The organism is Pseudomonas sp. COW5 (assembly GCF_026240005.1).
GTDB lineage: Bacteria > Pseudomonadota > Gammaproteobacteria > Pseudomonadales > Pseudomonadaceae > Aquipseudomonas > Aquipseudomonas kribbensis.
On sequence record NZ_JAPHVP010000001.1, the window covers coordinates 4,873,838 to 4,897,944 of the forward strand.

The following is a 24,107-nucleotide window of genomic DNA, read 5'->3' on the forward strand; positions in this document are numbered from 1 at the left end:
CAGTTCATGGCATCCGACGCGACAGGTACGAAATCCGTTATTCCCGGTTCCTGGATTGAGTTTTTCCTACACGGAGTTGATGGGGATCTTCAGGTAGACAACGCCATTTCCTTCCGCAGGCGGCAAATTCCCCGCTCGCACATTCACTTGAATCGCCGGCAATAACAGCGTCGGCATACCCAGCCCGGCATCACGTTTGGTGCGCATCTCGACAAAAGCGTTTTCGTCGATGCCGTCATGCACATGGATATTGCTTTTACGCTGTTCGCCCACGGTGGTCTGGCACTGCGAGGCGCGACCTTGCGGCGGGTAGTCGTGGCAGACGTAGAGCTTCACGCTGGCGGGGAAGGCCAGCAGTTTGTGGATCGAATTGAACAGTTGATGCGCGTTGCCGCCGGGGAAGTCGCAACGGGCGGTGCCGACATCGGGCATGAACAGCGTGTCGCCGACCAGGATCTGCTCGCCGTCGATCAGGTAGGCCATGTCCGCTGGTGTGTGGCCGGGAACGTGCAGGGCGGTGGCCTTGAGGTTGCCGATCAGGAAAGACTCGTTCGGTGCGAACAGGTGATCGAACTGCGAGCCGTCGACACGAAATTCCGGCTCCAGGTTGAACAGCGCCTTGAACACGTTCTGCACTTTACTGATCGATTCGCCGATGGCGATCTTGCCGCCCAGCTCGCGGCGCAGGTAGGGCGCGGCGGACAGGTGATCGGCGTGGGCGTGGGTTTCCAGCAGCCACTGCACTTGCAGATGGTGGGCGCGCACGAAGGCAATGATTTTGTCTGCCTGGGCCGTGCAGGTGCGGCCGGCGGCACCGTCGTAATCAAGCACCGGATCGACGATTGCACACTGTCCGCCATCGGCCTCGTAGACCACGTAGCTGTAGGTCGAGGAGGCGGGGTCGAGGAAAGCTTCAATCAGCGCGGGCATGGACAGGGTCCTGTGCAGGAAGGTGGAAAGTCAGGGTTGCAACACTTTATGTAAACACATAATGTCCGCAGCTTAAGTGACGTTGAAGGCATCCTGCAAATGCAATCCAGTCTGACCGAATGTGAAGTCGCCCAACTGCGGGCCTCGGCCTCCAAGGCCTGTTCGCTGCTCAAGGCCCTGGCCAATGAGGATCGGCTGCTGATCCTGTGCCAGCTGACCCAGGGCGAACGCAACGTCGGCGAGCTGGAGAAAATGACCGGCGTGCGCCAGCCGACCCTGTCCCAGCAACTGGGCATCCTGCGTGATGAAGGGCTGGTCGCGACCCGACGTGAAGGCAAGTACATTTTTTACGGCCTCGCCAGTCATGAAGTCATCCAGGTGATGAAAACCCTGTCCGGACTCTACTGCGGAGCCGTGCTCAAAAGCTGGGCGCAATAGACCCGGCTATCCTTGCGTGCAGCAATAAGGAACAAGCAATGAACGATCAACACTGGGGCCCATCCATCAGTGCAGACATCGTGGTTATCGGCGGCGGCACCGCCGGCATCGGTTTTGTCGCCAGTCTGCTCAAGCGTGATCCGCACCTGAAAGTGACGGTGATCGAGCCGAGTGCCCAGCATTACTACCAACCGGCGTGGACGCTGGTCGGCGGTGGTGCCTTTGATGCCAAAGATACCGCCCGCCCGATGAACAAGGTGATGCCGCGTCAGGCCACCTGGATTCAGGCGGCAGTGACCGGCATCGATCCCGACAAACGCCAGCTCACCCTCAACGATCAACGCACCGTCAGCTATCAGAACCTGATTGTCTGCCCCGGCCTGCGTCTGGCCTGGGAGAAGATCGAGGGTTTGCAGGAGAGTCTTGGCCAGCACGGCGTCACCTCCAATTACAGCTACCAGCATGCGCAATACACCTGGGATCAGGTGCAGAAACTGCGCGGCGGCAAGGCGCTGTTCACTCAGCCGGCGATGCCGATCAAATGCGCGGGCGCGCCGCAGAAGGCGCTGTATCTGTCCTGCGATCACTGGCTCAAGAAGGGCGTTTTGAACAAGGTCGAGGTTGAATTCAATCTGGCCGGTGCGGCGCTGTTCGGCGTGGCGACGTTCGTGCCACCGCTGATGAAGTACATCGAAAAATACAACGCCCGCCTGGCGTTCAACGCCAATCTGGTCAAGGTCGACGGCCCGACGAAAACCGCCTGGTTCGAGGTCAAGGATGCCGACGGCGACGTCAGTCAGGTAGCCAAGACCTTCGATCTGCTGCACGTCGTGCCGCCACAGGTTTCCCCGGACTTCATCGCGCAAAGTCCGCTGGCCGACGCCGCCGGCTGGTGCGAGGTCAACCCGCACAGCCTGCAACATCCGCGTTATCCGGAGGTGTTTGCGCTCGGCGATATCTGCAACACCACCAACGCGAAAACCGCTGCTGCCGTGCGCAAGCAGGTCGTGGTGGTCGCCGAGAACCTGCTGGCACAGCGCAAGTCTCTGGCGTTGCCGCTGAAGTACGACGGCTACGGCTCCTGCCCGCTGACGGTGGAGAAGGGCAAGGTGATCCTCGCCGAGTTCGGCTATGGCGGCAAGTTGCTGCCGACCTTTCCTCTCGACCCGACCGTGCCACGGCGTTCCGCGTGGTGGCTGAAGGCATCCCTGCTGCCGTGGTTCTACTGGAACGGCATGCTCAAGGGCCGCGAGTGGCTGACCGGTGTGTCCAAAGTCGACTGAGAACTCCCTATGTTGCTGGCAAGTCTGTTTGGCGTGGTGATGGGATTGATCCTCGGACTGACCGGGGCCGGCGGCGGGATTCTCGCGGTGCCGGCGCTGGTGCTCGGGCTGGGCTGGACGATGACGCAAGCGGCGCCGGTGGCATTGTTTGCCGTGGGCAGTGCGGCGGCGGTCGGGGCCATCGATGGTTTGCGTCATGGACTGGTGCGCTACCGCGCGGCGCTGTTGATCGCGGCGCTCGGGGCGGTGTTTTCGCCGCTGGGCATCTACTTCGCGCACCAGTTGCCGGAGAAGGTCCTGATGATCCTATTCAGCCTGCTGATGGTCATGGTGGCCTGGCGCATGCTGCGTCGCGAACGCCAGCAAGAGGGGCCGAGCGATCATGGCCACGCCAGTTGGGGCCAGAAGAACTGCATGCTCAATGAACAGACCGGCCGCTTCGACTGGACCGCCAAATGCACCGCAACCCTCGCAGCGCTGGGGGCGGTCACCGGTGTCGTGTCGGGGTTGCTGGGCGTTGGCGGCGGGTTCCTGATCGTGCCGGCGTTCAAGCAACTGACCGATGTGCAGATGCGCGGCATCGTCGCCACGTCCCTGATGGTGATCAGCCTGATTTCCGCCATCGGTGTGATCGGTGCGTTCCATGCAGGGGTGCGGATCGATCATTTGGGCGCGGCGTTCATCGTGGCCAGCATTGTCGGCATGATCATCGGGCGCAAACTTTGCGCGCGAGTACCGGCGAGGACATTGCAGGTGGGATTCGCCAGTGTCTGCCTGGTGGTTGCGGCTTATATGCTGCTGCGGGCGTGAGTCGTTAAACAGAGAAAAATCGCAGCCTTGGCTGCGATTTTTTTGTCACTGGTTGTACGCCGCCTCGGTGTTGTCGATCAGCGGGTTTTTCTCGGTCAGCACCACCTGGGCAATCTGATCCTTGCGCATGAAGGCCACCTTCGGATGCGATTGCGCATAACGGATAAAGCGCTCCATCGCCTCGACCATTGCCGGCGTGCCACCGATGCGGTCGTGCAGACTCACCGACATCATTCGCCGCTTGTTCGCGCCTTCGGCGTAGAGGCGATCGAATTCCAGCACCAGCTGCTGATAAAACTGCTCGGCGGAGAAATGTCTGCCTTCGATCAGCACAATGTCGTTGTTGCGCAGGGTGTAGGGCACCACGGCGAATTTGCGCCCGCGAACCATGGTCACGAAGGGCTCATCGCGGCTGACATCGTCGATGTGGTAGGTGAAGTTCAGGTCCTGCAGCACCTTCAGTGTATTGGGACTGCGTCGCAGCCAGTTGGCGTTGTAACCCACCGAGCGCTGGCCGGTGATTTTCTCCACCGCCGCGACGCCGTCGCCGATGAACTGTTTTTCCTGGGCGTAGTTCATGTTGTACGAATCGGCCCAGCGCATGCCGTGGGCCGCCAGTTCATGGCCGCGCTCGGCAATCGCCCTGGCCAGTTCCGGGTGCTTGAGCGCCGCCTCACCGACCACGTGGGAAGTGACCTTGATGCCGGTGCGATCCCACAGATCGAGCATGCGCCACAGGCCTTCCTTGTAGCCGTAATCGAACCAGGTCTGCGCCGGCAGGTCCGGATAACCTTTGGGCAGCGGTGTGCCGGAGAATGGACTTTCCGCGCCCTCGGGCTGGCCACCGGTTTCGAATTGCATCGACACCGAAATCACCAGTTGCGAGCCATCCGGCCACGGGCGTTCCTGGGCGAAGGCGAGGGCGGGCAGCAACAGGGCGGCTGCCAGCAGGTTTTTCAGCAGACGCGGGGAGCGTTGCCAGCGGGACGTGGTCATAACGGGCACCTTGCAGGTTGAGAAGTGCAGCAAGGTTGGCATCCGCTACGCTTGGGAAAAATCCGCTGCGGGCGAGATGACCTTTAAACAAAATTTACGAATCCACCACTGACTTGTGGGAGCTAGCTCCCACAGGGATATGTGTTTGGCTGCCGTTTTGCGGCACACTCAAGCCATCACCGTACAAGGCCTTTCCATGGATCGATACGCCCCGCGCAACTGGCAGCCTCACGAGAAGCCCAGCCTGCCCGGATCCCCCTCGACGCCGTTGCACTCCAACCCCAAGCGCCTGGCCTATGCGCTGGTGGGGTTGCTGGTGGCGTTGACCGGCGGGTTGGGCAACTCGCTGGTGGTCGCCAACCTGCCTTATCTGCAAGGCGCGCTCGGGGCGACCACGGCGGAGATGGCCTGGCTGCCGGCGGCGTATGTGATGACCAACGTGTCGATGAACCTGCTGCTGGTGAAGTTTCGCCAGCAGTTCGGCTTGCGGGCGTTCACCGAGGTGTTTCTGGTGCTGTATGCGCTGGTGACCTTCGGCCATCTGTTCGTCAATGACCTGAATTCGGCGGTTGCCGTGCGCGCGGCCCACGGCATGGTCGGCGCGGCGCTGAGTTCGCTGGGCCTGTATTACATGGTGCAGGCGTTCCCGGCCAAATGGCGGATGAAGGCGTTGGTGCTCGGTCTTGGCACTTCGCAACTGGCCTTGCCGCTGGCCCGGCTGTTTTCTGAAGACCTGCTGCAGATCGCCGAATGGCGCGGTCTGTACCTGTTCGAATTGGGCATGGCGCTGCTGTCGCTGGGCTGTGTGTTGATGCTCAAGTTGCCGCCGGGTGACCGCTTCAAGACCTTCGAACCCCTCGACTTCCTGACCTTCGCGATCCTCGCCAGCGGCGTGGCCTTGCTGTGTGCCGTGCTGTCCCTGGGCCGGATCGACTGGTGGCTGGAGGCACAATGGATCGGCATTGCCCTCGCCGCATCGATTGCCCTGATCCTCGCGGGGCTGGCCATCGAACACAACCGCAGCAACCCGATGCTGATGACCCGCTGGCTCGGCAGCGGGGTGATGATCCGTCTGGCGCTGGCAGTGATCCTGATTCGCATGGTGACCTCGGAGCAATCCACCGGCGCCGTGGGTTTCATGCAGAACCTGAACATGAGCAGCCAGCAGTTGCACAGCCTCTACGTGGTGATGCTGATCGGCAGCGTCGCCGGGCTGCTGACCAGTGCGCTGACCATCGACCCGAAACACCTGTTGATGCCGCTGATCGTCTCGCTGGCGTTGATGGCCACCGGTTCGATCATCGACAGTTCCTCGAACAACCTGACCCGCCCCGAGAACCTGTATTTCAGCCAGTTCCTGCTGGCCTTCGGCAGCACCTTTTTCCTCGGGCCGACCATGGTCCTCGGCACCCGTAACGTGCTGACCAATCCGCGCAATCTGGTGAGCTTTTCCGTGTTGTTCGGGATCTGCAACAACCTCGGCGGCCTGATCGGCGCGGCGTTGCTGGGGACCTTCCAGATCGTGCGTGAGAAATTCCATTCCAGCCATATCGTCGAGCAACTGGTGTTGTCCGACCCGTTGGTGGCCGCCCGGGTACAGAGCGGTGGTTCGGCGGTCGGCTCCCTGATCGCCGACCCGAGCCTGCGCAACCTGCAAGGCATTCGCAGCCTCGCCAACGCGGCTACTCGCGAGGCCAACGTGCTGGCCTATAACGATGTGTTCATGCTGATCGCGGTGATCGCGATCCTCACCATGATCTGGATTTCCATCCGTGCGCTATGGCTGATCAGCACCACCAAAGCCGTCGCTCCGACACCTTCCGTACCTTCCAGCGGTGCCACTTCTTCATGACCGAACCGACCACCACGACCACCAATGCCATCGCTGCCACCCCTGAAGGTGTAGCGCCGCCGTCATCGCCGAACACCGAACCGCGCTCGTTGCGGGTGCGGATCATCTCGTCGCTGGGCTTTGCCGCGATTGCCATCGTCGGCGTACTGATCGTGCTGTATGCGTGGCAGTTGCCGCCGTTCAGCAGTGCGGTCGAAACCACCGAAAACGCTCTGGTGCGGGGGCAGGTGACGATCATCGGCCCGCAGCTCAGCGGTTATGTCTATGAAGTCCCGGTGCAGGATTTCCAGTTCGTGAAGGCCGGGGATTTGCTGGTGCGTCTCGATGACCGGATTTATCAGCAGCGTCTGGATCAGTCGCTGGCACAACTGGCGGTGCAGAAAGCCTCACTGGCCAATGTGGTGCAGCAGCGCAACAGCGCCGAAGCAACGATCAAGTTGCGGCAGGCGGTGGTGGCCGACAGCGAGGCGCAGCTGCGCAAAAGCGAGGCGGACCTGCGCCGCAACACGGCGCTGGTCAATGACGGTTCGGTATCCAAGCGCGAGATGGACGTGGCGCTGGCCGCCAACGCGCAAAGCATTGCGTCCGTGGCTCAAGCCAAGGCCAATCTGGAAATCGCCCGGCAGGATCTGCAAACGGTGATCGTCAATCGCGGTTCGCTGGAGGCCGCCGTGGCCAGCGCCGAGGCTGCGGTGCAACTGGCGCGGATCGATTTGTCCAACACCCGGATTATCGCCCCGCGTGACGGTCAGCTCGGGCAGATCGGCGTGCGCCTCGGTGCCTACGTCAACTCCGGGGCGCAGTTGATGGCGCTGGTGCCGGACCAGAAGTGGGTGATCGCCAACATGAAAGAGACCCAGATGGACAACGTGCGGGTCGGGCAACCGGTGAGCTTCACCGTCGATGCGCTGAACCACCGCAAATTCACCGGCCACGTTCAGCACATCTCGCCCGGCACCGGTTCGGAGTTCGCGTTATTGCAGGCCGACAACGCCACCGGCAACTTCGTGAAGATCGCCCAGCGGGTGCCGGTGCGCGTGACCATCGATCCGGACCAACAGGAAATCGAGCGCTTGCGGCCGGGGATGTCAGTGGTGGTCAGCATCGATACGGCGAAGGGCGATACTCAGAAACACTGACGTCAGGCCGCAATCATCGGCGGCAGGGTGCCGAGCACGGAAACCGCCGCCACCGCGCCGATCCCCAGCAGCCACTCCAGCATCACACTGCGTTTGAGGGTGTCGACGCGCTGTTCGCAATCACGGATGCGCAAGCGATTGAACAGCGCCAGCCCCAGCATCCCGAGCACCAGCAAGGCCTTGATCAGCAGGATCAGGGCGAATCCCGAGAACAACGGCGTCGGCCACCATTGGCCGGTGAGGACGCGCACGTTGATCAGCCCGGTGATCAGCAGACCGGCAACCAACACGTAGCCGACCCCGCTGAAGCGCTGCAAGACGTAACGCACCGTTTCGCCGGACTGGCGCAGGATCATCACCAGCATCAGCAAACCGCCGAGCCAGGCGCCGACGCAGGTCAAGTGAACGACCTGATTGAGGATCAGCATCTGGCCGCTGAATCCGTCGAGCATCGCCCCGTGACCGACTGGCGCCAGAGTCATCAGTAGCAGCGCACTAAGGCCCAGCCGCAATGGCTGGTTCGAACGCCATGGCGTAAACAGCAACGCCAGCAACAGGGCATTGATCAGCAAATGCCAGCGCCATACCTGACCGAAAAACGTATGGCCCAGTACCAGCTCGACAGTGTCCGGGTCGAACGCCGCAGCCGCCGAACCGGCCATGCTCGCGGTGATCAGCAACGCCCAGGCAACGCCGCTGGCCAGCGCAATCGCCGCCAACCAGCGAGCCAGCCGCGCCAGATGCCGATCCAGCGCCGGCGCCTCATCCTTGAGCAGCAGCGGCCGGAACAGCCAGGCCCCGAACAGCATCAACACCACGATGAAATGCAGGAACCGGCACAGCACCAGCGCGTCACTCATGAATTACTGGCCAACCTTGAACTGATAGGCGCCTTCGCTCTTGTGCGTATCGACCGACACTGCGTGCCATTCGATCTTGTATTCGCCGGCGGTCAACGGTGCTTCAGGGGTGACGATCAGGGTTTTCTTGTCGCCTTCGGTGGTCAGCGGCTTGATCTTCACCGGCGCGCCGTCGTGGGTCACGGTGACTTTGGTGAAGCTGGCTTCGACGCCTTCGGAAAACACCAGGCGAAGATCCGCAGGGGCGGCGACGGTGCTGTCGGCGGCCGGGGTTTCGCTTTTCAGATGCGCATGGGCGAACGCCTGGGAGGTGACGACCAGCGAAGCCAGCAGGGCGGCGGCGGTGAACAGTTTTTTCATCGACATGGGCAGTGTCCTTTCAGTGAAATGGCGGGCTGAGTATAGAGCGAGGATCACAGGCTTTTCAGGCGCATGTGCACAACCGGAAAGGGTCGGCCTTCGCCATCGAGTTCCGAGCGGCCGATGTCCTCGAAGCCGTAGTGCAGATAGAAGCCGTGGGCCTGGGGATTCTGTTCGTTGACATCCACCTTAAGCAACGGCCGGCGGACATGGTCGAGCAAGCGTCGGCCGATGCCCTGGCCCCGCTGAGCCGGGTCGATGAACAGCATCTGTACGGTGTCGTCGTCGGTGGCAATAAAGCCTGCCGGAGAGTTGTCGGGGTTCTCGAAGACCCAGACATCCAGCGCGGGCAGGTAGGCGTCACGCACCAGCGGGAACAGTCGGTGAATGTCGTCTTCCGGAAGAAAGTCGTGGGTGGCGCGGACGGAACGTTCCCACAGGTCGGCAAGTTGCTGATCGTCCGCGGCAATACGTTTGCGAATGGTCATGGACAAGATCCTTCAGTGTCTGACAGGGAGAAGGGGGGCGATCCTAAACCAGAAAAAAGCCCAAGTGTGTGAAGAATCGTTCTCGCCTGTCGCCCCTTGCCCAGAGCGGATGCTAGTCTTCAACAACGTTGTCTTCAGGGAGCCCTCATGGGCAATCACAAGATCGAAATTCGCCGCACCAACGTCGACAAGATCCTGCTGGCGGCGGAAAAAGTCTTCGCCGAAAAAGGCTTCGGCGGCACCGCCATGGCCGACATCGCCACCGAAGTGCAGCTGCCGCGTTCCAATCTGCATTACTACTTCTCAACCAAGAGCGAGCTGTACAGCGCCGTGCTGTTCGACCTGCTGGAAGTGTGGAAGCAGGACGCGCTGTGCTTCGAGATGTTCGACGATCCGCGGGTGGTGCTCAGCAGCTACATCCGCGCCAAGATGAACCACTCGCGCAGCCGGCCCTACGGCTCGAAAGTCTGGGCCAACGAAATCATCCACGGCGCGCCGACCCTCGGCGAGGCGCTGGATGTCAGCCTGTATGACTGGGCGAAGATGAAGGAAGCGAAGATCCGTCAGTGGGTGGAGGACAAGCGGATTCTGCCGGTGGAGCCTTCGAGCCTGCTGTACATGATCTGGGCGTCGACGCAGCACTATGCCGACTTCGATCATCAGGTGAATATTCTGAATGAGCACCAGCCGTTGTCGGACATGCAGTTCGAGCGGGCGGTGCAGACGGTGACGAGTGTGATTTTGCGGGGGATTGGATTAGAACCCTGAGAATTGTTTTGATGGGACGATCCATGCCCTCACCCCAGCCCTCTCCCGGAGGGAGAGGGAGCTGACCGAGGTGTCATTCGCTATACATCGACCTGAATCACCGAGTCGATTATGGAATCACAGCGGCGTCCTAGCTGTTTCCAATATGGATTCACAGCCAAACTTTCACGTCGGTGTAATTCGTCAATATCCCCCAATCAGTCCCCTCTCCCTCGGGGAGAGGGCTAGGGTGAGGGGACTTTCGGATCAACGCGCCAATCTAGACCGCAACGTGATACGGATTCCTCGGATCATGATTCCAGTCCAGAAACGGCTTGCCCGTTTCCATCGGCACCATCTCGATACAGTCCGCCACCGGACAGGTGATCTGGCACAAATTGCACCCCACACACTCGTCATCGATCACTTCATATTTATGCGTGCCATCGGCCTGTTTCAGACTGCTGATCGCCTGGTGTGACGTGTCCTCGCAGGCAATGTGGCAACGCCCGCAACCGATGCACGCTTCCTGGTCGATCTTCGCGATGACCTGATAATTGATGTCCAGGTACTTCCAGTCCGTGGTGTTGCCCACCGCCCGCCCGGAAAATTCGGCAATGTTGGCGTAACCCTGACTGTCCATCCACCGCGACAAGCCGTCCTTCATCTCCTCGACAATCCGGAAGCCATGCAGCATCGCCGCCGTGCACACCTGCACCGCGCCGCTGCCCAGCGCCATGAACTCCGCCGCATCGCGCCAGCTGCCGATGCCGCCAATGCCGCAGATCGGCAGGCCCTGAGTCTGCGGGTCGCGGGCGATCTCCGCGACCATGTTCAGTGCAATCGGTTTGACCGCCGAGCCGCAATAACCACCGTGAGTGCTTTTGCTGCCGACGGTGGGCAGGGCGACCATGTGTTCGAGGTCGACGCTGGTGATCGAGTTGATGGTGTTGATCAGCGACACCGCATCGGCGCCGCCCCGGTGTGCGGCGCGGGCGGCGACGCGGATGTCGGTGATGTTCGGCGTCAGCTTGACGATCACCGGCAGCGAGCAATAGGTCTTGCACCAGCGCGTGACTTGCTCGACATATTCCGGCACCTGACCGACCGCCGCGCCCATACCGCGTTCGGGCATGCCGTGGGGGCAACCGAAATTCAGCTCGATGCCATCGGCGCCGGTGGCTTCCACCAGCGGCAGGATGTGTTTCCACGACTCCTCGACGCACGGCACCATCAGCGACACGATCAGCGCGCGGTCCGGCCAGTCCTTTTTCACCTGGGTGATTTCCCGCAGGTTGATCTCCAGCGAGCGGTCGGTGATCAGTTCGATGTTGTTGATGCCCAGCACTTCGCGGTTGGCGCCGTAATGCGCCGAGTAGCGCGAGGACACGTTGACCGCCGCCGGGTCTTCACCCAGGGTTTTCCAGACCACGCCGCCCCAGCCGGCCTCGAAGGCGCGCACCACGTTGTAGGCCTTGTCGGTCGGTGGCGCGGAGGCCAGCCAGAACGGGTTGGGGGCTTTGATTCCGGCAAAGACAATCGAAAGATCGGCCATTTACGCAGCCTCCACGTTGAGCATCAGTTGAGCGTTGATCGCCTCGGCGGCGCGCTTGCCGTGTTGCACCGCTTGCACGGTCAGGTCCTGATCGAGGCTGGTGCAGTCGCCGCCGGCATACACACCGGGGATGCTGGTGCGCAGGTTGTCATCGACCTGAATCCGTTCGCCCTGACGTTTCAATTCGCGGGCCAGCGGGTCGGCGAGGGCGCTGCCGTCGAAGGCCTGGCCGATGGCTTTGAAGATTGCATCGGCCGCCAGCTCGAAGGTCTCGCCTGTGGTTTGCAGGCGACCTTCCACCAGATGAGTGCGGGCGAAGCGCATGCCGCGCACCTTGCCTTGAGCGTCGAGCAGCACTTCGTCCGGTTGTGCCCAGGTCAGCAGCCGCACTTGATTTGCCTTGGCGATGTCCTGTTCGTGGCTGGTGGCGCCCATGTCCGCCGCGCCACGGCGATACACCAGATTGACGTCGCGGGCGCCGAGGCGGGCCATTTGCACGGCCATGTCGATGGCGGTGTTGCCGGCGCCGAGGACGATGCAATGTTCGGCGAGCGGCAGTTGCGACAGGTCATCGGCCTGGCGCAGTTCGCGGATGTAGTCGGTGGCGGCGAGCAGGCCGGGGGCGTCTTCGTGGGCCAGGCCGAGTTGTTTGCTGGCGTTGAGACCGAGGCCGAGGAACACCGCGTCGAACTGCTGATGCAGTTCGCTCAAGGTCAGGTTGTCGCCGAGTTTCTGCCCGTGGCGGATTTCGATGCCGCCGATCTGCAGGAGGAAATCCAGTTCCTTCTGTGCGTAGTCGTCGACCAGTTTGTATTTGGCGATTCCGTATTCGTTGAGCCCGCCAGCCTTCTCCCGCGCTTCGAAAATCACCACGTCATGTCCGTGCATGGCGCTGCGGTGGGCGCAGGACAAACCTGCGGGGCCGGCACCGACCACAGCAATGCGTTTGCCAGTGGCGGCGGCGCGCTGGAACGGGTGCTCGGTGAAATGCGCATTGTCCACGGCGTAGCGTTGCAGCAGGCCGATCAGCACTGGTGCGCATTCGTGGGCGTTGTTGCGCACGCAGGCTTGCTGGCAGAGGATTTCGGTCGGACAGACCCGGGCGCAACTGCCGCCGAGGATGTTTGCCGAGAGGATTTTCTGCGCTGCACCGGGCACATTGTCCTGATGGATATTGCGGATGAACGACGGAATGTCGATCTCGCTCGGGCATGCATTCACGCAGGGCGCGTCGTAGCAGTACAGGCAGCGCGAGGCTTCCAGGTGCGCCTGGCGGTCGTTGAGCGGTGGTGCCAGATCGGTGAAATGGCCGGCGAGGGCGGCCGCACTTTCGTGCGGGTGCGGAAGATGGTTCAGGGTCTCGATCACGGTTTTTTGCCTCACGGTTATTTGAGGTTTTCTGCCTCTGTCGGGCAGTGGTTTTTTGTGTTGTCTGAACTGGCCTCATCGCCAGCAGGCTGGCTCCCACATTTGGAATGCGTACACTTGTGGGAGCTAGCCTGCTAGCGATGGCCGAAGGCCTGGATTTCAGCGTTTAACCGCAACCGGCCTGTGCAACTCAGCCCGCTTGCTCAACAAGTCAAACACCGCCGGATACGCCGGCCGTTCGATATACCGGCCCGCCCCGCGCTCGGCGCGCAGGTCGCCGTCGGCCCAGACCACTTTCCCCTGGCTGACGGTATGGCTCGGCACACCGCGCACGGTCTTGCCTTCGAAGATGTTGAAGTCCACCTGCTGATGGTGGGTCTTGGCGGAGATGGTGCGGGTACCTTGCGGGTCCCACAGCACCAGGTCGGCATCGGCGCCGACGCGGATCGCGCCTTTGCGCGGGTAGAGGTTGAAGATCTTGGCGGTGTGGGTGGAGGTGAGGGCGACGAAGTCCTGCATCGACAAACGCCCGGTGTTCACCCCTTCATCCCACAACACCGCCATGCGGTCTTCGATGCCGGCGGTGCCGTTGGGAATCTTGCTGAAATCATCGCGCCCGGCGGCTTTCTGCTCGGCGCAGAAGCAGCAATGGTCGGTGGCTGTGGTGTGCAGATTGCCGCTCTGCAAGCCATGCCACAGGGCTTCCTGATGCCCGCGCGGACGGAACGGCGGGCTCATCACGTAGCCGGCGGCGGTCTGCCAGTCCGGGTGCTGGTAGACGCTGTCGTCCAGCAGCAGATGCCCGGCCAGCACTTCGCCGTAGACCGGTTGGCCCTTGCTGCGGGCGTAGGTGATTTCGTCGAGGGCCTCCTTGGTCGAGACGTGTACCAGGTACAGCGGCGTGCCGATGGTTTCAGCGATGCGGATCGCCCGGCTCGCGGCTTCACCTTCGACCTGCGAGGGCCGCGACAGCGGGTGCGCTTCCGGCCCGGTGATGCCCTGGGCCATCAACTTGCGCTGCAGGTGATAGACCAGCTCGCCGTTTTCCGCGTGCACGGTCGGCACGGCGCCGAGTTCCAGGCAGCGCTCGAAACTCGCGACCAGCGTGTCGTCGGCGGCCATGATCGCGTTCTTGTAGGCCATGAAATGCTTGAAGCTGTTGATCCCGTGCTGGCTGACCAGTTCGGCCATTTCCTCGCGGACCTGCTCGCTCCACCAGGTGATCGCGACGTGGAAGCCATAGTCTGACGCCGATTTTTCCGCCCAGCCGCGCCACTGGTGAAAGGCTTCGAGCAGCGACTGCTGCGGATTGGGAATCACGAAATCGATGATCGACGTGGTGCCGCCGGCCAGGCCTGCGGCGGTGCCGCTGTAGAAGTCTTCGCTGGCCACGGTGCCCATGAACGGGAGTTGCATGTGGGTGTGCGGATCGATGCCGCCGGGCATCAGGTACTGGCCGCTGCCGTCGAGCACTTCGGCGCCGGCGGGAACATCCAGGTTTTCACCAATGGCTTTGATCACGCCGTCAGCGCAATAGACATCGGCGCGGTAACTTTCATCATGGGTAACAACGGTGGCGCCACGGATCAACAGAGACATTCCGAGTTCCTCGCAGGCATGACCGACTTGTGCCGGTTCTAGTGTTTTATTGTTTGCAGCGCAAAATGCGTAATCTTGTCAGCGCTGTCAGGAATAGACGCTAGTCGCAGTTCTGCAATTGATCAAGATTATTTTTTATAAGCTTATTTCTGTTTTAAATGACTGATAAATAACGATAAAAATCATAAATCACCAAAATGGTGAGGCACTTCACTATTTTGACGCACTTGACAGGTTGGAAATATGAGCAAGATTTCCTATGTGAAATCAGCTGCTTGAAGTTGAGCTGCGGCTGAGCGCCCATGATGAAAAAAAGTGCAGTGCACCAGATTGAGTCCTGACAGTTCGGACAACTTGCCTGGCATTTAGCCTGAGTGTTCAGTCAAGTGTTCGCGGCCTCACACGGTGAATAATTAAAACTGATAAACATCAGTTGGTTACAAGAAATGAAAAGCACGGCCCGATGCGAAAGCGGGGCACCCGGCACGTTTATTGATGCCGCCGCTGACACCATGGCCGGTGCATGAAGGTTGTCAGTTCCTCCGGCCATCGTCCGGCTCGCACCTGCGTGTGTAGCCGCCTGATGAGCAAAAAATAATCAGAAGAACAGTGGAGCGGCCATGCAACAGAACAGATCGCAAGTGACCGAGCGCGACGGCTTGTTCGAACTCGAAGCCGGCAGCGACGTCCTCGACAGTCCCCGTTACAACCACGACATGGCACCGACCAAGGTGCGCGAACGAACCTGGAACAAATGGCACATCACCGCCCTGTGGGTCGGCATGTCGATTTGCGTGCCGACCTACACTCTGGGCGGCGTGCTCACCGCGTATTTCGGTTTGACCGTCGGCGAGGCGCTGTTGGCGATTCTGTTTGCCAACATCATCGTGCTCATCCCGCTGACGCTGAATGCGTTTCCCGGCACCAAATACGGCATTCCGTTTCCGGTGCTGCTGCGGTCGTCGTTCGGGATTCTCGGCTCCAACGTGCCGTGCCTGATCCGCGCACTGGTGGCCTGCGGCTGGTTCGGCATCCAAACCATGTTCGGCGGGCTGGCGATCCACCTGTTTCTCGGTTCGATCTTCGAGGGCTGGAAATCCCTCGGCGGCACGGGGGAAGTGATCGGTTTCATGATCTTCTGGACACTGAACCTGTGGGTGGTGATCCGTGGCGCCGAGTCGATCAAATGGCTGGAAACCCTGTCGGCACCGCTGCTGGTGGCGGTCGGCATCGGGCTGCTGGTATGGGCCATGCCCAATGTGTCGATGACTGAACTGCTGGCGATTCCGCCGAAGCGTCCTGAAGGTGCGAGCGTGGTCAGTTACTTCGCTGCCGGGCTGACGGCGATGGTCGGCTTCTGGGCCACCCTGTCGCTGAACATTCCCGACTTCAGCCGCTATGCCCGCAGCCAGAAGGATCAGATCCTCGGGCAGATTTTCGGCCTGCCGCTGACCATGTTCCTGTTCGCCGCACTGGGCGTGGTGATGACCGCCGCGTCGGTGAAACTGGTGGGTGTCAGCGTTTCCGATCCGGTGACTTTGATCGGCCATATCCAGAGCCCGGTGTGGGTCGCGGTGGCCATGGCGCTGATCATCATTGCCACGCTGTCGACCAACACCGCCGCCAACATCGTCTCGCCGACCAACGACTTCCAGAACATCGCGCCCAAGGTCATCAACCGCACCAAGGCAGTGATTCTCACCGGGTTCGTCGGCCTCGCGCTGATGGGGCATGAATTGCTGAAAAAGCTCGGCTGGATCGTCTCCGACCTCAGCCTGGAAACCGTGTATTCGAACTGGCTGCTGGGCTATTCCAGCCTGCTCGGGCCGATTGCCGGGATCATGGTGGTGGACTATTTCCTGATCAAGAAACAGCAACTGGACCTGGCCGGCCTGTACCGCGATGACGTCTACCCGGCGTGGAACTGGTCCGGGTTCATCGCCTTCGGCGTGCCGGTGGTGCTGACCCTGCTGTCGCTGGGCAGCAGCGCGTTCAGCTGGTTCTACAGCTACGGCTGGTTCACCGGCTCGGCGTTGGGCGGGTTGATCTATTACGGGTTGTGCGCGATGCGGGCACAGCCTTCTGTCGTGAAATCACCGGTGTAGAGGAGGGCCTCATCGCGAGCAAGCTCGCTCCCACAGGTTTTCCGGTGGACACAGCATTTGTGTACGACTGCATTCCCTGTGGGAGCTGGCTTGCCAGCGATGGTGGCCAGACAGTCACCGCAGCAATATCCATAAGAAAACTGCCTGAGGAGATCCCCATGAACGCAGCCGTAGACGTTCTGCAATCGACCCATCAGCACATCAACCGCGACCGCTTGTGGGCGTCGCTCATGGAACTGGCCAAACTCGGCGCCACGGTCAAGGGCGGGGTCTGTCGCCTGGCCCTGACCGACCTCGACCGCCAGGCCCGCGATATTTTCGTGCAGTGGTGCAAGGACGCCGGTTGCAGCGTCACGGTCGATGAAGTCGGCAACATCTTCGCCCGCCGCCCCGGGCGCAACCCGAACCTGCCGCCGGTGATGACCGGCAGCCACATCGACACCCAGCCCACCGGCGGCAAGTTCGACGGTTGCTTCGGCGTGCTGGCCGGGGTCGAAGTGCTGCGCACCCTCAACGACCTGGGGGTGGAAACCGAGGCGCCGCTGGAAGTGGTGGTCTGGACCAACGAAGAAGGCTCGCGCTTCGCCCCGTGCATGATGGGCTCTGGCGTGTTCGCGGAAAAATTCACCCTCGAAGAAACCCTGGCCAAGGTCGATGCCGACGGCGTAACGGTCGGCGAAGCGCTGAACGCCATCGGCTACGCCGGGCCGCGCAAGGTCAGCGGGCACAAGGTTGGCGCCTATTTCGAAGCACACATCGAACAGGGACCGATCCTGGAGGACGAACAGAAAACCATCGGCGTGGTACTTGGCGCTCTGGGACAGAAGTGGTTCGACCTGAAACTGCGCGGCGTCGAAGCCCACGCCGGCCCGACCCCGATGCACCTGCGCAAGGATGCATTGGTGGGCGCCTCGGTGATCGTCGGCGCAGTCAACCGAGCCGCCCTGGGCCATCAACCCCACGCTTGCGGTACCGTCGGTTGCCTGCAAGCCTATCCGGGCTCGCGCAACGTCATTCCCGGTGAGGTGCGCATGACTCTCGACTTCCGGCATCTGGAACCTGCACGTCTTGACTCGATGATCGCAGAGGTCAAGCAAGTCATCGAAACCACCTGCGAAGAACACGGCCTGACCTACGAGCTGACCCCGACCGCTGACTTCCCGCCGCTGTACTTCGAAAAAGGCTGCGTCGAAGCCGTGCGTGGCGCTGCCAAAGGTCTCGGCCTGTCGCACATGGACATCGTCAGCGGCGCCGGTCACGACGCGATTTTCCTCGCCGAACTCGGCCCGGCCGGGATGATCTTCGTGCCGTGCGAGGGCGGTATCAGCCACAACGAAATCGAAAACGCCGCGCCGGACGATCTGGCGGCGGGCTGTGCGGTGTTGTTGCGGGCGATGCTGGCGGCTTCGGCGGCAGTGGCAGGGGGACAACGCGCTGCCTGACGTTCATTAATCGTTCATGAAAATGTGCGACGTTGCCGCCCCGGAAAAGGAAGTCAGGGACGCGCAATGTCGCCCATCAAAGTCATCACCTCAGGCTCGGCGTATCTGGACATCGACGCCTGTGCCTGCTGCATCGCCTACGCAGAACTGCTCAACCTGCAAGGCATTCCCGCCCGCGCCGTCAGCAGCGCAAAACCCAATGCCAGCGTTTCGAAAACCGTGCTGGGCTGGGGCGCCGATCTGGACGATTACCGCCCGACATCCAACGACGAGTTCGTGCTGGTCGATGTCTCCGATTACCACCACTTCGACCCGATGGTCGCCCTCGACCGGGTGGTGGAAGTCATCGACCATCATCCGGGTTTCGAAAACCATTGGGCGCAAAAGCTCGGATCTGCCGCCGACATCCGCCCGATCGGCGCGGCGGCGACCCAGGTTTTCCAGCGCTGGAAAACCACAGGTTTGCTGCCGAGGATCAGCGAGCAAAGCGCCGCGCTGTTGGCCACGGCGATTCTGGACAACACGTTGAATTTCACCGGGCAGATGACCACGGCGGCGGATATCGAGGCTTACGCCGAACTCGCGCCACACGGGAAACTCACGGCGGACTGGCCCGAGCAGTACTTCCTCGAATGTCAGGCCAACATCGAATCAGACATGTCTGCTGCATTGGCCGCCGATCTCAAACGCATGAAGCCCGAGAGCCGGTTGCCCGAGGTTTTTGCGCAGATGACTGTGTGGGATGCCGACTCGTTGATCGAGAAGCATCGCAGCGAGATTTGCCGCTGGATGGGCGGGCAGGGCGATGACTGGTTGTTGAACGTCATCAGCATCAGCCAACGCAAAAGTTGTTTGCTGGCCGAACCCGAAGTCAGCCAGCAGAAGTTGAGTCGTTTACTGCCGATGGAATGGCAGGCTGGATTGGCGGTTCTAAAGCCCTCGATCTTGCGCAAAGAGCTATTGAAACTGGGGCTGAGCGTGAACCCGGACGGGTGAAGTGATTACCCGGGATTGTCGGTTTTACTCGTTGCACTCTTGCGCCGTTCAACGCCATTCGGGTTGCCAACGTCCAGCAATCGTCTTTCCACCATTACATTTTCAAGCGCCTGACGCTCGGCCGGCGCCATCTCGTGCTCGCGCCTTTTCAGCTCCAGCAGGATGGGGCTGGACCAGGTGCGATAGGTCTGTTCGATGAGGCGGTTGGATGTCATCAGTCTCTCCTTGATCAAGAGCCCGGTGTAGCTGGCAGGGGCTCAATCCGATGAGGTACTAACGTTAGTCGACAAAATCAAGACGCGCGAGTCACTCGATCTTGAAAGGTGCATCCTCAGTCTCATTTACGATTAATAACACTGTCTGGAATATATTATCGTTCTAAGGAGCAAAAAAATCTTGAGTGTTCGAGCGATGATGGTTTTTAACTGGGGTGGATAATGATTTCATTGATTTTGGCTTCTTAATAATTGATCTGGCTAAGGTGTTTCGGTGGTTGTGATGGTTTTTATGGCTTTCGATGGTTGGGAAACTAAATTTCTACTGTGTGGCTTCAGTTTGTCTTTTTGAAATCTGTTCCAGAAGTTGAGGTATGTCGTCGTACTCTTCATACCAAATGATGTTTACGCCAAGCTCTTTCAGGACCTCTTCGTTTAAGGAGTGATGTCTGTCAAGGAAGGTTTTTATTGTGCTGATAGGCGCGTTTATAATTTTTTTATCGTTGTGTTTACTAAAGTATTCAATGTTGATTCTTTGCATGAAGGCGTAGTGTTTGGGTTTTTCAATAGATCTTGCTGCAATCTCAAGAAGTCGTCTTAAGTTTGGATCGCTCATTGAGAGACCAATCATTACGCAAGTCGATTCTTTGAGTGAGTTCAGTTGGATGAGGTTAGACCAGTGATAGGGTTCGTTATAGATTTTGTGGTATCCCTCTTCCGAGAAAACAAGTGTGCTTCGATCTAAGTTTGAATAATTTGATCGGTCTTCTGGTAGAAAGCCATGAACATGATATATGGGTAGCTCGTCGGTGTTGGGGATCTCAATCTCTTCGAAAATGCTTCTAAATTGAATTTCACGGTTGCCAAGTTGGCGTTCCAGCAAATCGTCAAAATTGTAAGTTATTACAGATTTTACTTTTGCTCCCGTTCTACCAGGAGTGCACATGGAGGCAATTGATTTTATTAATTTTGATTCTATATTTTTGCGTTTATCACGCAGTTCGTACAGTTGCTTTGTAACGGTATTTACAAAAAGGGTTTGCTCACTGCTTCCGTTGGTCGACATGCCTTTTCGGATATATCTAGCAGACATTAGGGCCGATGGACCGTCAACTTCTCTTAAACGCTTAACTATGCTGGAGATCTCCGTGCTGTCAATTGTTTTATCTTTTCCAAGCTCTGAAGTAAGCAGTGCGACGAATAATGAATTTAGTAAAGTGTTCCAGTCCGGGAGCCCTGCGCTGCTTGAAACACCCGCTCCGAGCAATAAGGAGAATTGCCCAGACTTATACTCGCTCTTAATGCGCTCTACGATTTCAGCGCGCTCGTCTTTCCAGTTTTCTTGTTGTTTGGAGAATGCCGTCTCCAATCTTATTGTGAATATGTTTTCGATTAGTTTGTTGGCTTGTTCTGGGTATTTTTCAATTAGAGAGGATATTTTTTCAGGTCCCCATATGTGAAATGGGGAGCCGGGTTTTGAATGGGGCGTTATATGATTTTTGAGGATGTCTTGATTGGGTTTTTTGGTTGTGATTATTAATACTGAAGTATTTTCCATAATAGGAAAATTTTTCTGCATTTTTTCAATATCAAGTAATATTTTCTTGGGGTGAGATGATAGCGTTATTTGGATAAACGTTGGGCCGTCAAACTCGTCAAAGCCTTCAGGTGCGAAAGCATCAAATCCATAGTCAGGTGTGTTTATCTGCAGTTTTAAAGGCTTATCTTGGGCTTGTAGGTGTATTTTGAGAAGGCCTAAAAGCAGGGCTTCTATGAGGTAGTAGCCGCGAGTCCCTTGGTTGTCAATGTTCTCTAGTATTTTTTCAAATTCCATGTTGAAGCTCTAGGAGTTGTTGGTTAGGTTATGCAGGATGCTACGTTTTTTATCTATGGGATGTCCATGCCCAATGAGTGGGTGGCTTACTGTAGGTTTTGCAGGGGTGAATTCTGGAGCCGGGTGGGCAGATTTTATGTGGATGCTAAATATGGGTCATTGACTTATGAAGTCGTTAAGTATTGAGGTGGTCCTCGGTTTGTAGCTGTAGCGGTTATAAAACACGTTGAATTTTTTAGCTGTTCAGTAGAGGTTGCTCGCGAAAGTGGTGGGTCAATCAAATTATTATGATTGTCCGCCGGTTTTCGCGAGCAGGCTCATTCCTACAATGGTTACTCGTCGACCTTCATCATCGCCTGCACTCCCTCCCACGCCTCGGCCCGCATCCGCTCGATATCCAGCCCCGGAATTACCCCGTCATCGACCACGATCCGCCCGCCCACCAGGCTGTATTTCACGGCAATCGGCTCACCCGCGACGACCGGTGCGACGGCGCTGTCGTGGAAGCCGTAGAACCGTGGATGGTCGAGGCTGTAGATCACCAGATCCGCTGCCTGACCAATTTCCAGCGTGCCGACCGCACCGAGCCCGAGCACTTGCGCGCCGCCGGCCGTGCCCCAGTGGATCACGTCTTCGGCGGTGGTGGCCGAGGCGCCTTGTCCGGCGCGGTGGATCAGCCAGGCGGTGTTGGCTTCGCCGACCATGCTTCCGGATTCGTTGGAGGCTACGCCGTCGACACCGAGGGAGATCGGCACGCCGGCCTCGTACATTTGCGGAATCGGCGCAACGCCGCTGCCCAGCCGCGCGTTGCTCACCGGGCAGTGAGAGACGCCGGTGCCGGTCTGGGCGAGCATGCGGATTTCCCCCGGTTGCAGGTGCACGGCGTGGGCGAACCACACGTCCGGGCCGAGCCATTCGTGTTCGGCGACGAACTCCACCGGCAGGCAGTTGTACTTGTCGCGGCAGAAATTCACGTAGTTCTGGGTTTCCGACAGGTGCGTGTGCAGGCGCAACCCCATGCCTCGGGCGGTGTGCGCCAGTTCGCGCAGCAGCGTCGGCGGCAGCGAGAAGGTTGGCGTGGTTGGCGCCACGACTACACGGCGCAGTGCGTCCGGAGTGTCCTGGTGATAGCGCGATTTCAGCCGTTCGAGATCGCCGACCATTTGCTCCAGGGATTCCGGCTGAAGCGCGGTTTTCGAGAAGCCCGGATGTGCGCTGGCAGACTCCAGCGCACCGCCACGGCAGAGCACGAAACGCAGGCCGAATTCCTCGGCAAGGTCGAATAGCAAGTCGCCGGTCTCGGTGCTGCCGTGGGCGTGGTAGAGGTAGTGATGATCGGCGCAGGTGGTGACGCCGGACAGCAGCAGTTCGACCATCCCCAGCCGCGCGGCGATCCGTGCCAGTTGCGGTGTGAAGCGGTTCAGGCGCGGGTAGGGCACGCTGGCCAGCCAGCCTTGCAGATCCTGATTCAAGCCTTCGGGCACGGCTTTGAGCAGGTTCTGGAACAGGTGATGGTGGGTGTTGATCCAGCCCGGATAGACCACCGAATTGCGCGCGTCGATCACTCGCTCACCGGGTTGTGGCTCAAGGTTGGTGGCCATTTCCGCGATGCTGCCGTTGACCACGCGGATGTCTACGGCGCCGGCCCGGGCCCGGGGGCCGCGCAGGCCGGTCATCACCGCCACGGGATTTTTGATCAGGATGTTTTGAAGTCGAGTCATGGGCAGCTCCAGTCAGAGGATGTGCGAGGCGGATTTGCCGGGTGTGGTTTCTGGCACGCTGACGCCGTTGAGCGCCGCGTTGAGCAGCACCGACACCAGGCAGGCGATGACCACGCTGCTATGCAGGAACGGCTGTGACCACTCGGGCAATTGTTTGAACAGGGTCGGGGCGAGCACCGGCACCAGGGCGGCGGCGATGGTGAAACCGACGATCAGCACGTTGTAGCGGTTGCGCTCGTAGTCGACCTTGGCCAGGGTCTGGATCCCGGCCGCCGCGACCACGCCGAACATGGCGATGCCGGCACCGCCCAGTGCCGCGGTCGGCATCGAGGCGATGATCGCCCCGGCCTTCGGTACCAGCGCAATCGAACACATCAGCAGGCCGCTGATCGCCACCACCCAGCGGCTGCGCACGCCGGTCAGGATCACCAGCCCGACGTTTTCCATGAAGGCGATGAACGGGAACGCGGCGAACATCCCGGCGATGGTGCTGGCCAGGCCATTGGCGCGCAGACCGTTGATCACCTGCTTGTCGTCGACCGGTTTGTCGACGATGTCGCCGATGGCCACGAACAGCCCCATGGACTCGACCATCTGCACGATCATCACGACGACCATGGTGGCGATGGGGATCAGGCTGAAGGTCGGCAGGCCGAAATAGAACGGGTAGGGCACGGTCAACCACGGCGCGTCCTCGACGCTGTGAAAGTTGCCCATGCCCAGGCCGTAAGCCAGACCGGCGCCCACCAGCATTCCCACCAGCACCGCCATGTTGCGCAGCAACGGGCTGCCATAACGGTTGACCAGCAGAATCGTCAGCAACACCAGCACCGCCACGGCGAGAAACGCCGGGGCGCCGAAGTTGCTCGCGTTGCGCCCGCCGCCAACCCATTCATAGGCAATCGGGAACAGTTGCAGACCGATCACCGTGACGATGCAACCGGTCACCACCGGCGGAAAGAATCGTCGCAACCGGCCCACGAATGGCGCCATCAGCAGGGTGAAAATCCCCGCGCCGATCACCGCCCCGCAGACTCCGGCGAAGCCTACCTCCGGGTTGCTGCCGATGGCGATCACCGGCCCGACGCTGCTGAACGCCACGCCCTGCAGAATCGGCAGGCGCACGCCGAACTTCCAGAAACCGACGGTCTGCAACAGGGTGGCGATGCCGGAGCAGAACAACGTGGTGCTGATCAGTACCACCGTGTCGGCGTGGGACATCTTCAAGGCACTGGCGACAATCAACGGCACGGCGATGGCGCCGATGTACGAGACGGCCATGTGCTGCAGGCCGAGGGTGAGCATCTGTCGCACCGGCAGGACGCGGTCGACGGGGTGGACGGTGGAGGAGGAACTGGCTGACGACATG

General features: G+C 59.9%; 21 protein-coding genes. 9 read left to right on the forward strand and 12 right to left on the reverse strand.

The genetic code is table 11. The annotated features are described in order from the left end of the window. Positions 1-66 precede the first annotated feature (66 nt). Positions 67-930: an MBL fold metallo-hydrolase gene (locus OQ248_RS22340; protein WP_265814034.1), complete on the reverse strand. Its 864-nt coding sequence runs from the start codon at positions 928-930 to the stop codon at positions 67-69. Positions 931-1,029: 99 nt separating this feature from the next. On the opposite strand from OQ248_RS22340, the gene OQ248_RS22345 reads away from it, so the two are divergent. Genes OQ248_RS22345 through OQ248_RS22355 form a run of 3 tightly spaced genes read left to right on the forward strand, consistent with a single transcriptional unit; the run spans position 1,030 to position 3,461 of the window. Next, the gene (locus OQ248_RS22345) at positions 1,030-1,368 is read left to right on the forward strand and encodes a metalloregulator ArsR/SmtB family transcription factor (RefSeq protein WP_007952897.1); all 339 of its coding nucleotides are present in this window, start codon (positions 1,030-1,032) and stop codon (positions 1,366-1,368) included. 38 nt (positions 1,369-1,406) lie between these two features. Then, on the forward strand, positions 1,407-2,651 hold the full coding sequence (locus tag OQ248_RS22350) for an FAD/NAD(P)-binding oxidoreductase (protein WP_265814035.1): 1,245 nt from the start codon (positions 1,407-1,409) through the stop codon (positions 2,649-2,651). Positions 2,652-2,660: 9 nt separating this feature from the next. Next, the gene (locus tag OQ248_RS22355) at positions 2,661-3,461 is read left to right on the forward strand and encodes a sulfite exporter TauE/SafE family protein (RefSeq protein ID WP_065258956.1); all 801 of its coding nucleotides are present in this window, start codon (positions 2,661-2,663) and stop codon (positions 3,459-3,461) included. A 45-nt stretch (positions 3,462-3,506) separates the two neighbouring features. Here the strand turns inward: OQ248_RS22355 and OQ248_RS22360 are convergent, their stop codons facing one another. Then, a complete protein-coding gene (locus OQ248_RS22360) occupies positions 3,507-4,457 on the reverse strand; it encodes a polysaccharide deacetylase family protein (RefSeq protein WP_265814036.1) in 951 nt (316 codons plus the stop codon). Between the two features lie 196 nt (positions 4,458-4,653). Between OQ248_RS22360 and OQ248_RS22365 the strand changes: the two genes are divergently transcribed. Continuing rightward, positions 4,654-6,309, forward strand: a complete 1,656-nt coding sequence (locus tag OQ248_RS22365; protein ID WP_085711522.1) for an MFS transporter — start codon at positions 4,654-4,656, stop codon at positions 6,307-6,309. After that, complete coding sequence (locus OQ248_RS22370) at positions 6,306-7,448, forward strand: HlyD family secretion protein (protein ID WP_265814037.1); 1,143 nt, start codon at positions 6,306-6,308, stop codon at positions 7,446-7,448. The genes OQ248_RS22365 and OQ248_RS22370 overlap by 4 nt, the downstream gene beginning before the upstream one ends. A gap of 2 nt (positions 7,449-7,450) precedes the next feature. Here OQ248_RS22370 and copD read toward each other — a convergent pair whose 3' ends face one another. From copD to OQ248_RS22385, 3 genes are read right to left on the reverse strand one after another with little or no spacing between them, the layout of a single operon-like run. After that, positions 7,451-8,308 (reverse strand): copper homeostasis membrane protein CopD, encoded by an 858-nt coding sequence (gene copD, locus OQ248_RS22375; RefSeq protein ID WP_265814038.1) that lies wholly within the window; start codon positions 8,306-8,308, stop codon positions 7,451-7,453. A gap of 3 nt (positions 8,309-8,311) precedes the next feature. After that, positions 8,312-8,674: a copper homeostasis periplasmic binding protein CopC gene (copC, locus tag OQ248_RS22380; RefSeq protein ID WP_265814039.1), complete on the reverse strand. Its 363-nt coding sequence runs from the start codon at positions 8,672-8,674 to the stop codon at positions 8,312-8,314. A gap of 47 nt (positions 8,675-8,721) precedes the next feature. Next, the gene (locus OQ248_RS22385) at positions 8,722-9,156 is read right to left on the reverse strand and encodes a GNAT family N-acetyltransferase (RefSeq protein WP_265814040.1); all 435 of its coding nucleotides are present in this window, start codon (positions 9,154-9,156) and stop codon (positions 8,722-8,724) included. A 147-nt stretch (positions 9,157-9,303) separates the two neighbouring features. On the opposite strand from OQ248_RS22385, the gene OQ248_RS22390 reads away from it, so the two are divergent. Continuing rightward, positions 9,304-9,924, forward strand: a complete 621-nt coding sequence (locus OQ248_RS22390; protein ID WP_265814042.1) for a TetR/AcrR family transcriptional regulator — start codon at positions 9,304-9,306, stop codon at positions 9,922-9,924. Positions 9,925-10,183: 259 nt separating this feature from the next. Here OQ248_RS22390 and preA read toward each other — a convergent pair whose 3' ends face one another. The 3 genes from preA to hydA all read right to left on the reverse strand — a co-directional run bounded on the left by preA (position 10,184) and on the right by hydA (position 14,425). Beyond that, a complete protein-coding gene (gene preA, locus OQ248_RS22395; RefSeq protein WP_192561503.1) occupies positions 10,184-11,458 on the reverse strand; it encodes an NAD-dependent dihydropyrimidine dehydrogenase subunit PreA in 1,275 nt (424 codons plus the stop codon). Next, positions 11,459-12,826, reverse strand: coding sequence for an NAD(P)-dependent oxidoreductase (locus OQ248_RS22400; RefSeq protein WP_265814043.1), 1,368 nt, complete (start codon positions 12,824-12,826; stop codon positions 11,459-11,461). A 159-nt stretch (positions 12,827-12,985) separates the two neighbouring features. Beyond that, positions 12,986-14,425 (reverse strand): dihydropyrimidinase, encoded by a 1,440-nt coding sequence (hydA, locus tag OQ248_RS22405; RefSeq protein WP_265814044.1) that lies wholly within the window; start codon positions 14,423-14,425, stop codon positions 12,986-12,988. A 620-nt stretch (positions 14,426-15,045) separates the two neighbouring features. Between hydA and OQ248_RS22410 the strand changes: the two genes are divergently transcribed. The 3 genes from OQ248_RS22410 (at position 15,046) to OQ248_RS22420 (ending at position 18,968) form a co-directional block, all read left to right on the forward strand. Beyond that, entirely contained in the window at positions 15,046-16,530 is a 1,485-nt protein-coding gene (locus tag OQ248_RS22410; RefSeq protein ID WP_265814045.1) for an NCS1 family nucleobase:cation symporter-1, read from the forward strand. Positions 16,531-16,688: 158 nt separating this feature from the next. Next, positions 16,689-17,972, forward strand: a complete 1,284-nt coding sequence (locus OQ248_RS22415) for a Zn-dependent hydrolase (protein WP_192551977.1) — start codon at positions 16,689-16,691, stop codon at positions 17,970-17,972. A 75-nt stretch (positions 17,973-18,047) separates the two neighbouring features. Beyond that, entirely contained in the window at positions 18,048-18,968 is a 921-nt protein-coding gene (locus OQ248_RS22420; protein ID WP_265815125.1) for a DHH family phosphoesterase, read from the forward strand. Between the two features lie 5 nt (positions 18,969-18,973). Here OQ248_RS22420 and OQ248_RS22425 read toward each other — a convergent pair whose 3' ends face one another. From OQ248_RS22425 to OQ248_RS22440, 4 genes are all read right to left on the reverse strand, one after another. After that, positions 18,974-19,183, reverse strand: a complete 210-nt coding sequence (locus OQ248_RS22425) for a hypothetical protein (protein ID WP_265814046.1) — start codon at positions 19,181-19,183, stop codon at positions 18,974-18,976. A 322-nt stretch (positions 19,184-19,505) separates the two neighbouring features. Then, positions 19,506-21,017: an SIR2 family protein gene (locus tag OQ248_RS22430; protein ID WP_265814047.1), complete on the reverse strand. Its 1,512-nt coding sequence runs from the start codon at positions 21,015-21,017 to the stop codon at positions 19,506-19,508. A gap of 332 nt (positions 21,018-21,349) precedes the next feature. After that, the gene (locus tag OQ248_RS22435; protein WP_265814048.1) at positions 21,350-22,738 is read right to left on the reverse strand and encodes an amidohydrolase family protein; all 1,389 of its coding nucleotides are present in this window, start codon (positions 22,736-22,738) and stop codon (positions 21,350-21,352) included. A gap of 12 nt (positions 22,739-22,750) precedes the next feature. Continuing rightward, positions 22,751-24,106 carry a nucleobase:cation symporter-2 family protein gene (locus OQ248_RS22440; RefSeq protein ID WP_248742058.1) on the reverse strand — a complete coding sequence of 452 codons (1,356 nt, stop codon included), beginning with the start codon at positions 24,104-24,106 and terminating at the stop codon, positions 22,751-22,753. Between the last annotated feature and the right edge of the window lies 1 nt (position 24,107).

Coding starts and splice junctions, on each gene's coding strand:
- OQ248_RS22340 (WP_265814034.1), bottom strand. CDS start 930: ATGCCCGCGCTGATTGAAGCTTTCCTCGACCCCGCCTCCTCGACCTAC.
- OQ248_RS22345 (WP_007952897.1), top strand. CDS start 1,030: ATGCAATCCAGTCTGACCGAATGTGAAGTCGCCCAACTGCGGGCCTCG.
- OQ248_RS22350 (WP_265814035.1), top strand. CDS start 1,407: ATGAACGATCAACACTGGGGCCCATCCATCAGTGCAGACATCGTGGTT.
- OQ248_RS22355 (WP_065258956.1), top strand. CDS start 2,661: ATGTTGCTGGCAAGTCTGTTTGGCGTGGTGATGGGATTGATCCTCGGA.
- OQ248_RS22360 (WP_265814036.1), bottom strand. CDS start 4,457: ATGACCACGTCCCGCTGGCAACGCTCCCCGCGTCTGCTGAAAAACCTG.
- OQ248_RS22365 (WP_085711522.1), top strand. CDS start 4,654: ATGGATCGATACGCCCCGCGCAACTGGCAGCCTCACGAGAAGCCCAGC.
- OQ248_RS22370 (WP_265814037.1), top strand. CDS start 6,306: ATGACCGAACCGACCACCACGACCACCAATGCCATCGCTGCCACCCCT.
- copD (WP_265814038.1), bottom strand. CDS start 8,308: ATGAGTGACGCGCTGGTGCTGTGCCGGTTCCTGCATTTCATCGTGGTG.
- copC (WP_265814039.1), bottom strand. CDS start 8,674: ATGTCGATGAAAAAACTGTTCACCGCCGCCGCCCTGCTGGCTTCGCTG.
- OQ248_RS22385 (WP_265814040.1), bottom strand. CDS start 9,156: ATGACCATTCGCAAACGTATTGCCGCGGACGATCAGCAACTTGCCGAC.
- OQ248_RS22390 (WP_265814042.1), top strand. CDS start 9,304: ATGGGCAATCACAAGATCGAAATTCGCCGCACCAACGTCGACAAGATC.
- preA (WP_192561503.1), bottom strand. CDS start 11,458: ATGGCCGATCTTTCGATTGTCTTTGCCGGAATCAAAGCCCCCAACCCG.
- hydA (WP_265814044.1), bottom strand. CDS start 14,425: ATGTCTCTGTTGATCCGTGGCGCCACCGTTGTTACCCATGATGAAAGT.
- OQ248_RS22410 (WP_265814045.1), top strand. CDS start 15,046: ATGCAACAGAACAGATCGCAAGTGACCGAGCGCGACGGCTTGTTCGAA.
- OQ248_RS22415 (WP_192551977.1), top strand. CDS start 16,689: ATGAACGCAGCCGTAGACGTTCTGCAATCGACCCATCAGCACATCAAC.
- OQ248_RS22425 (WP_265814046.1), bottom strand. CDS start 19,183: ATGACATCCAACCGCCTCATCGAACAGACCTATCGCACCTGGTCCAGC.
- OQ248_RS22430 (WP_265814047.1), bottom strand. CDS start 21,017: ATGGAATTTGAAAAAATACTAGAGAACATTGACAACCAAGGGACTCGC.
- OQ248_RS22435 (WP_265814048.1), bottom strand. CDS start 22,738: ATGACTCGACTTCAAAACATCCTGATCAAAAATCCCGTGGCGGTGATG.
- OQ248_RS22440 (WP_248742058.1), bottom strand. CDS start 24,106: ATGTCGTCAGCCAGTTCCTCCTCCACCGTCCACCCCGTCGACCGCGTC.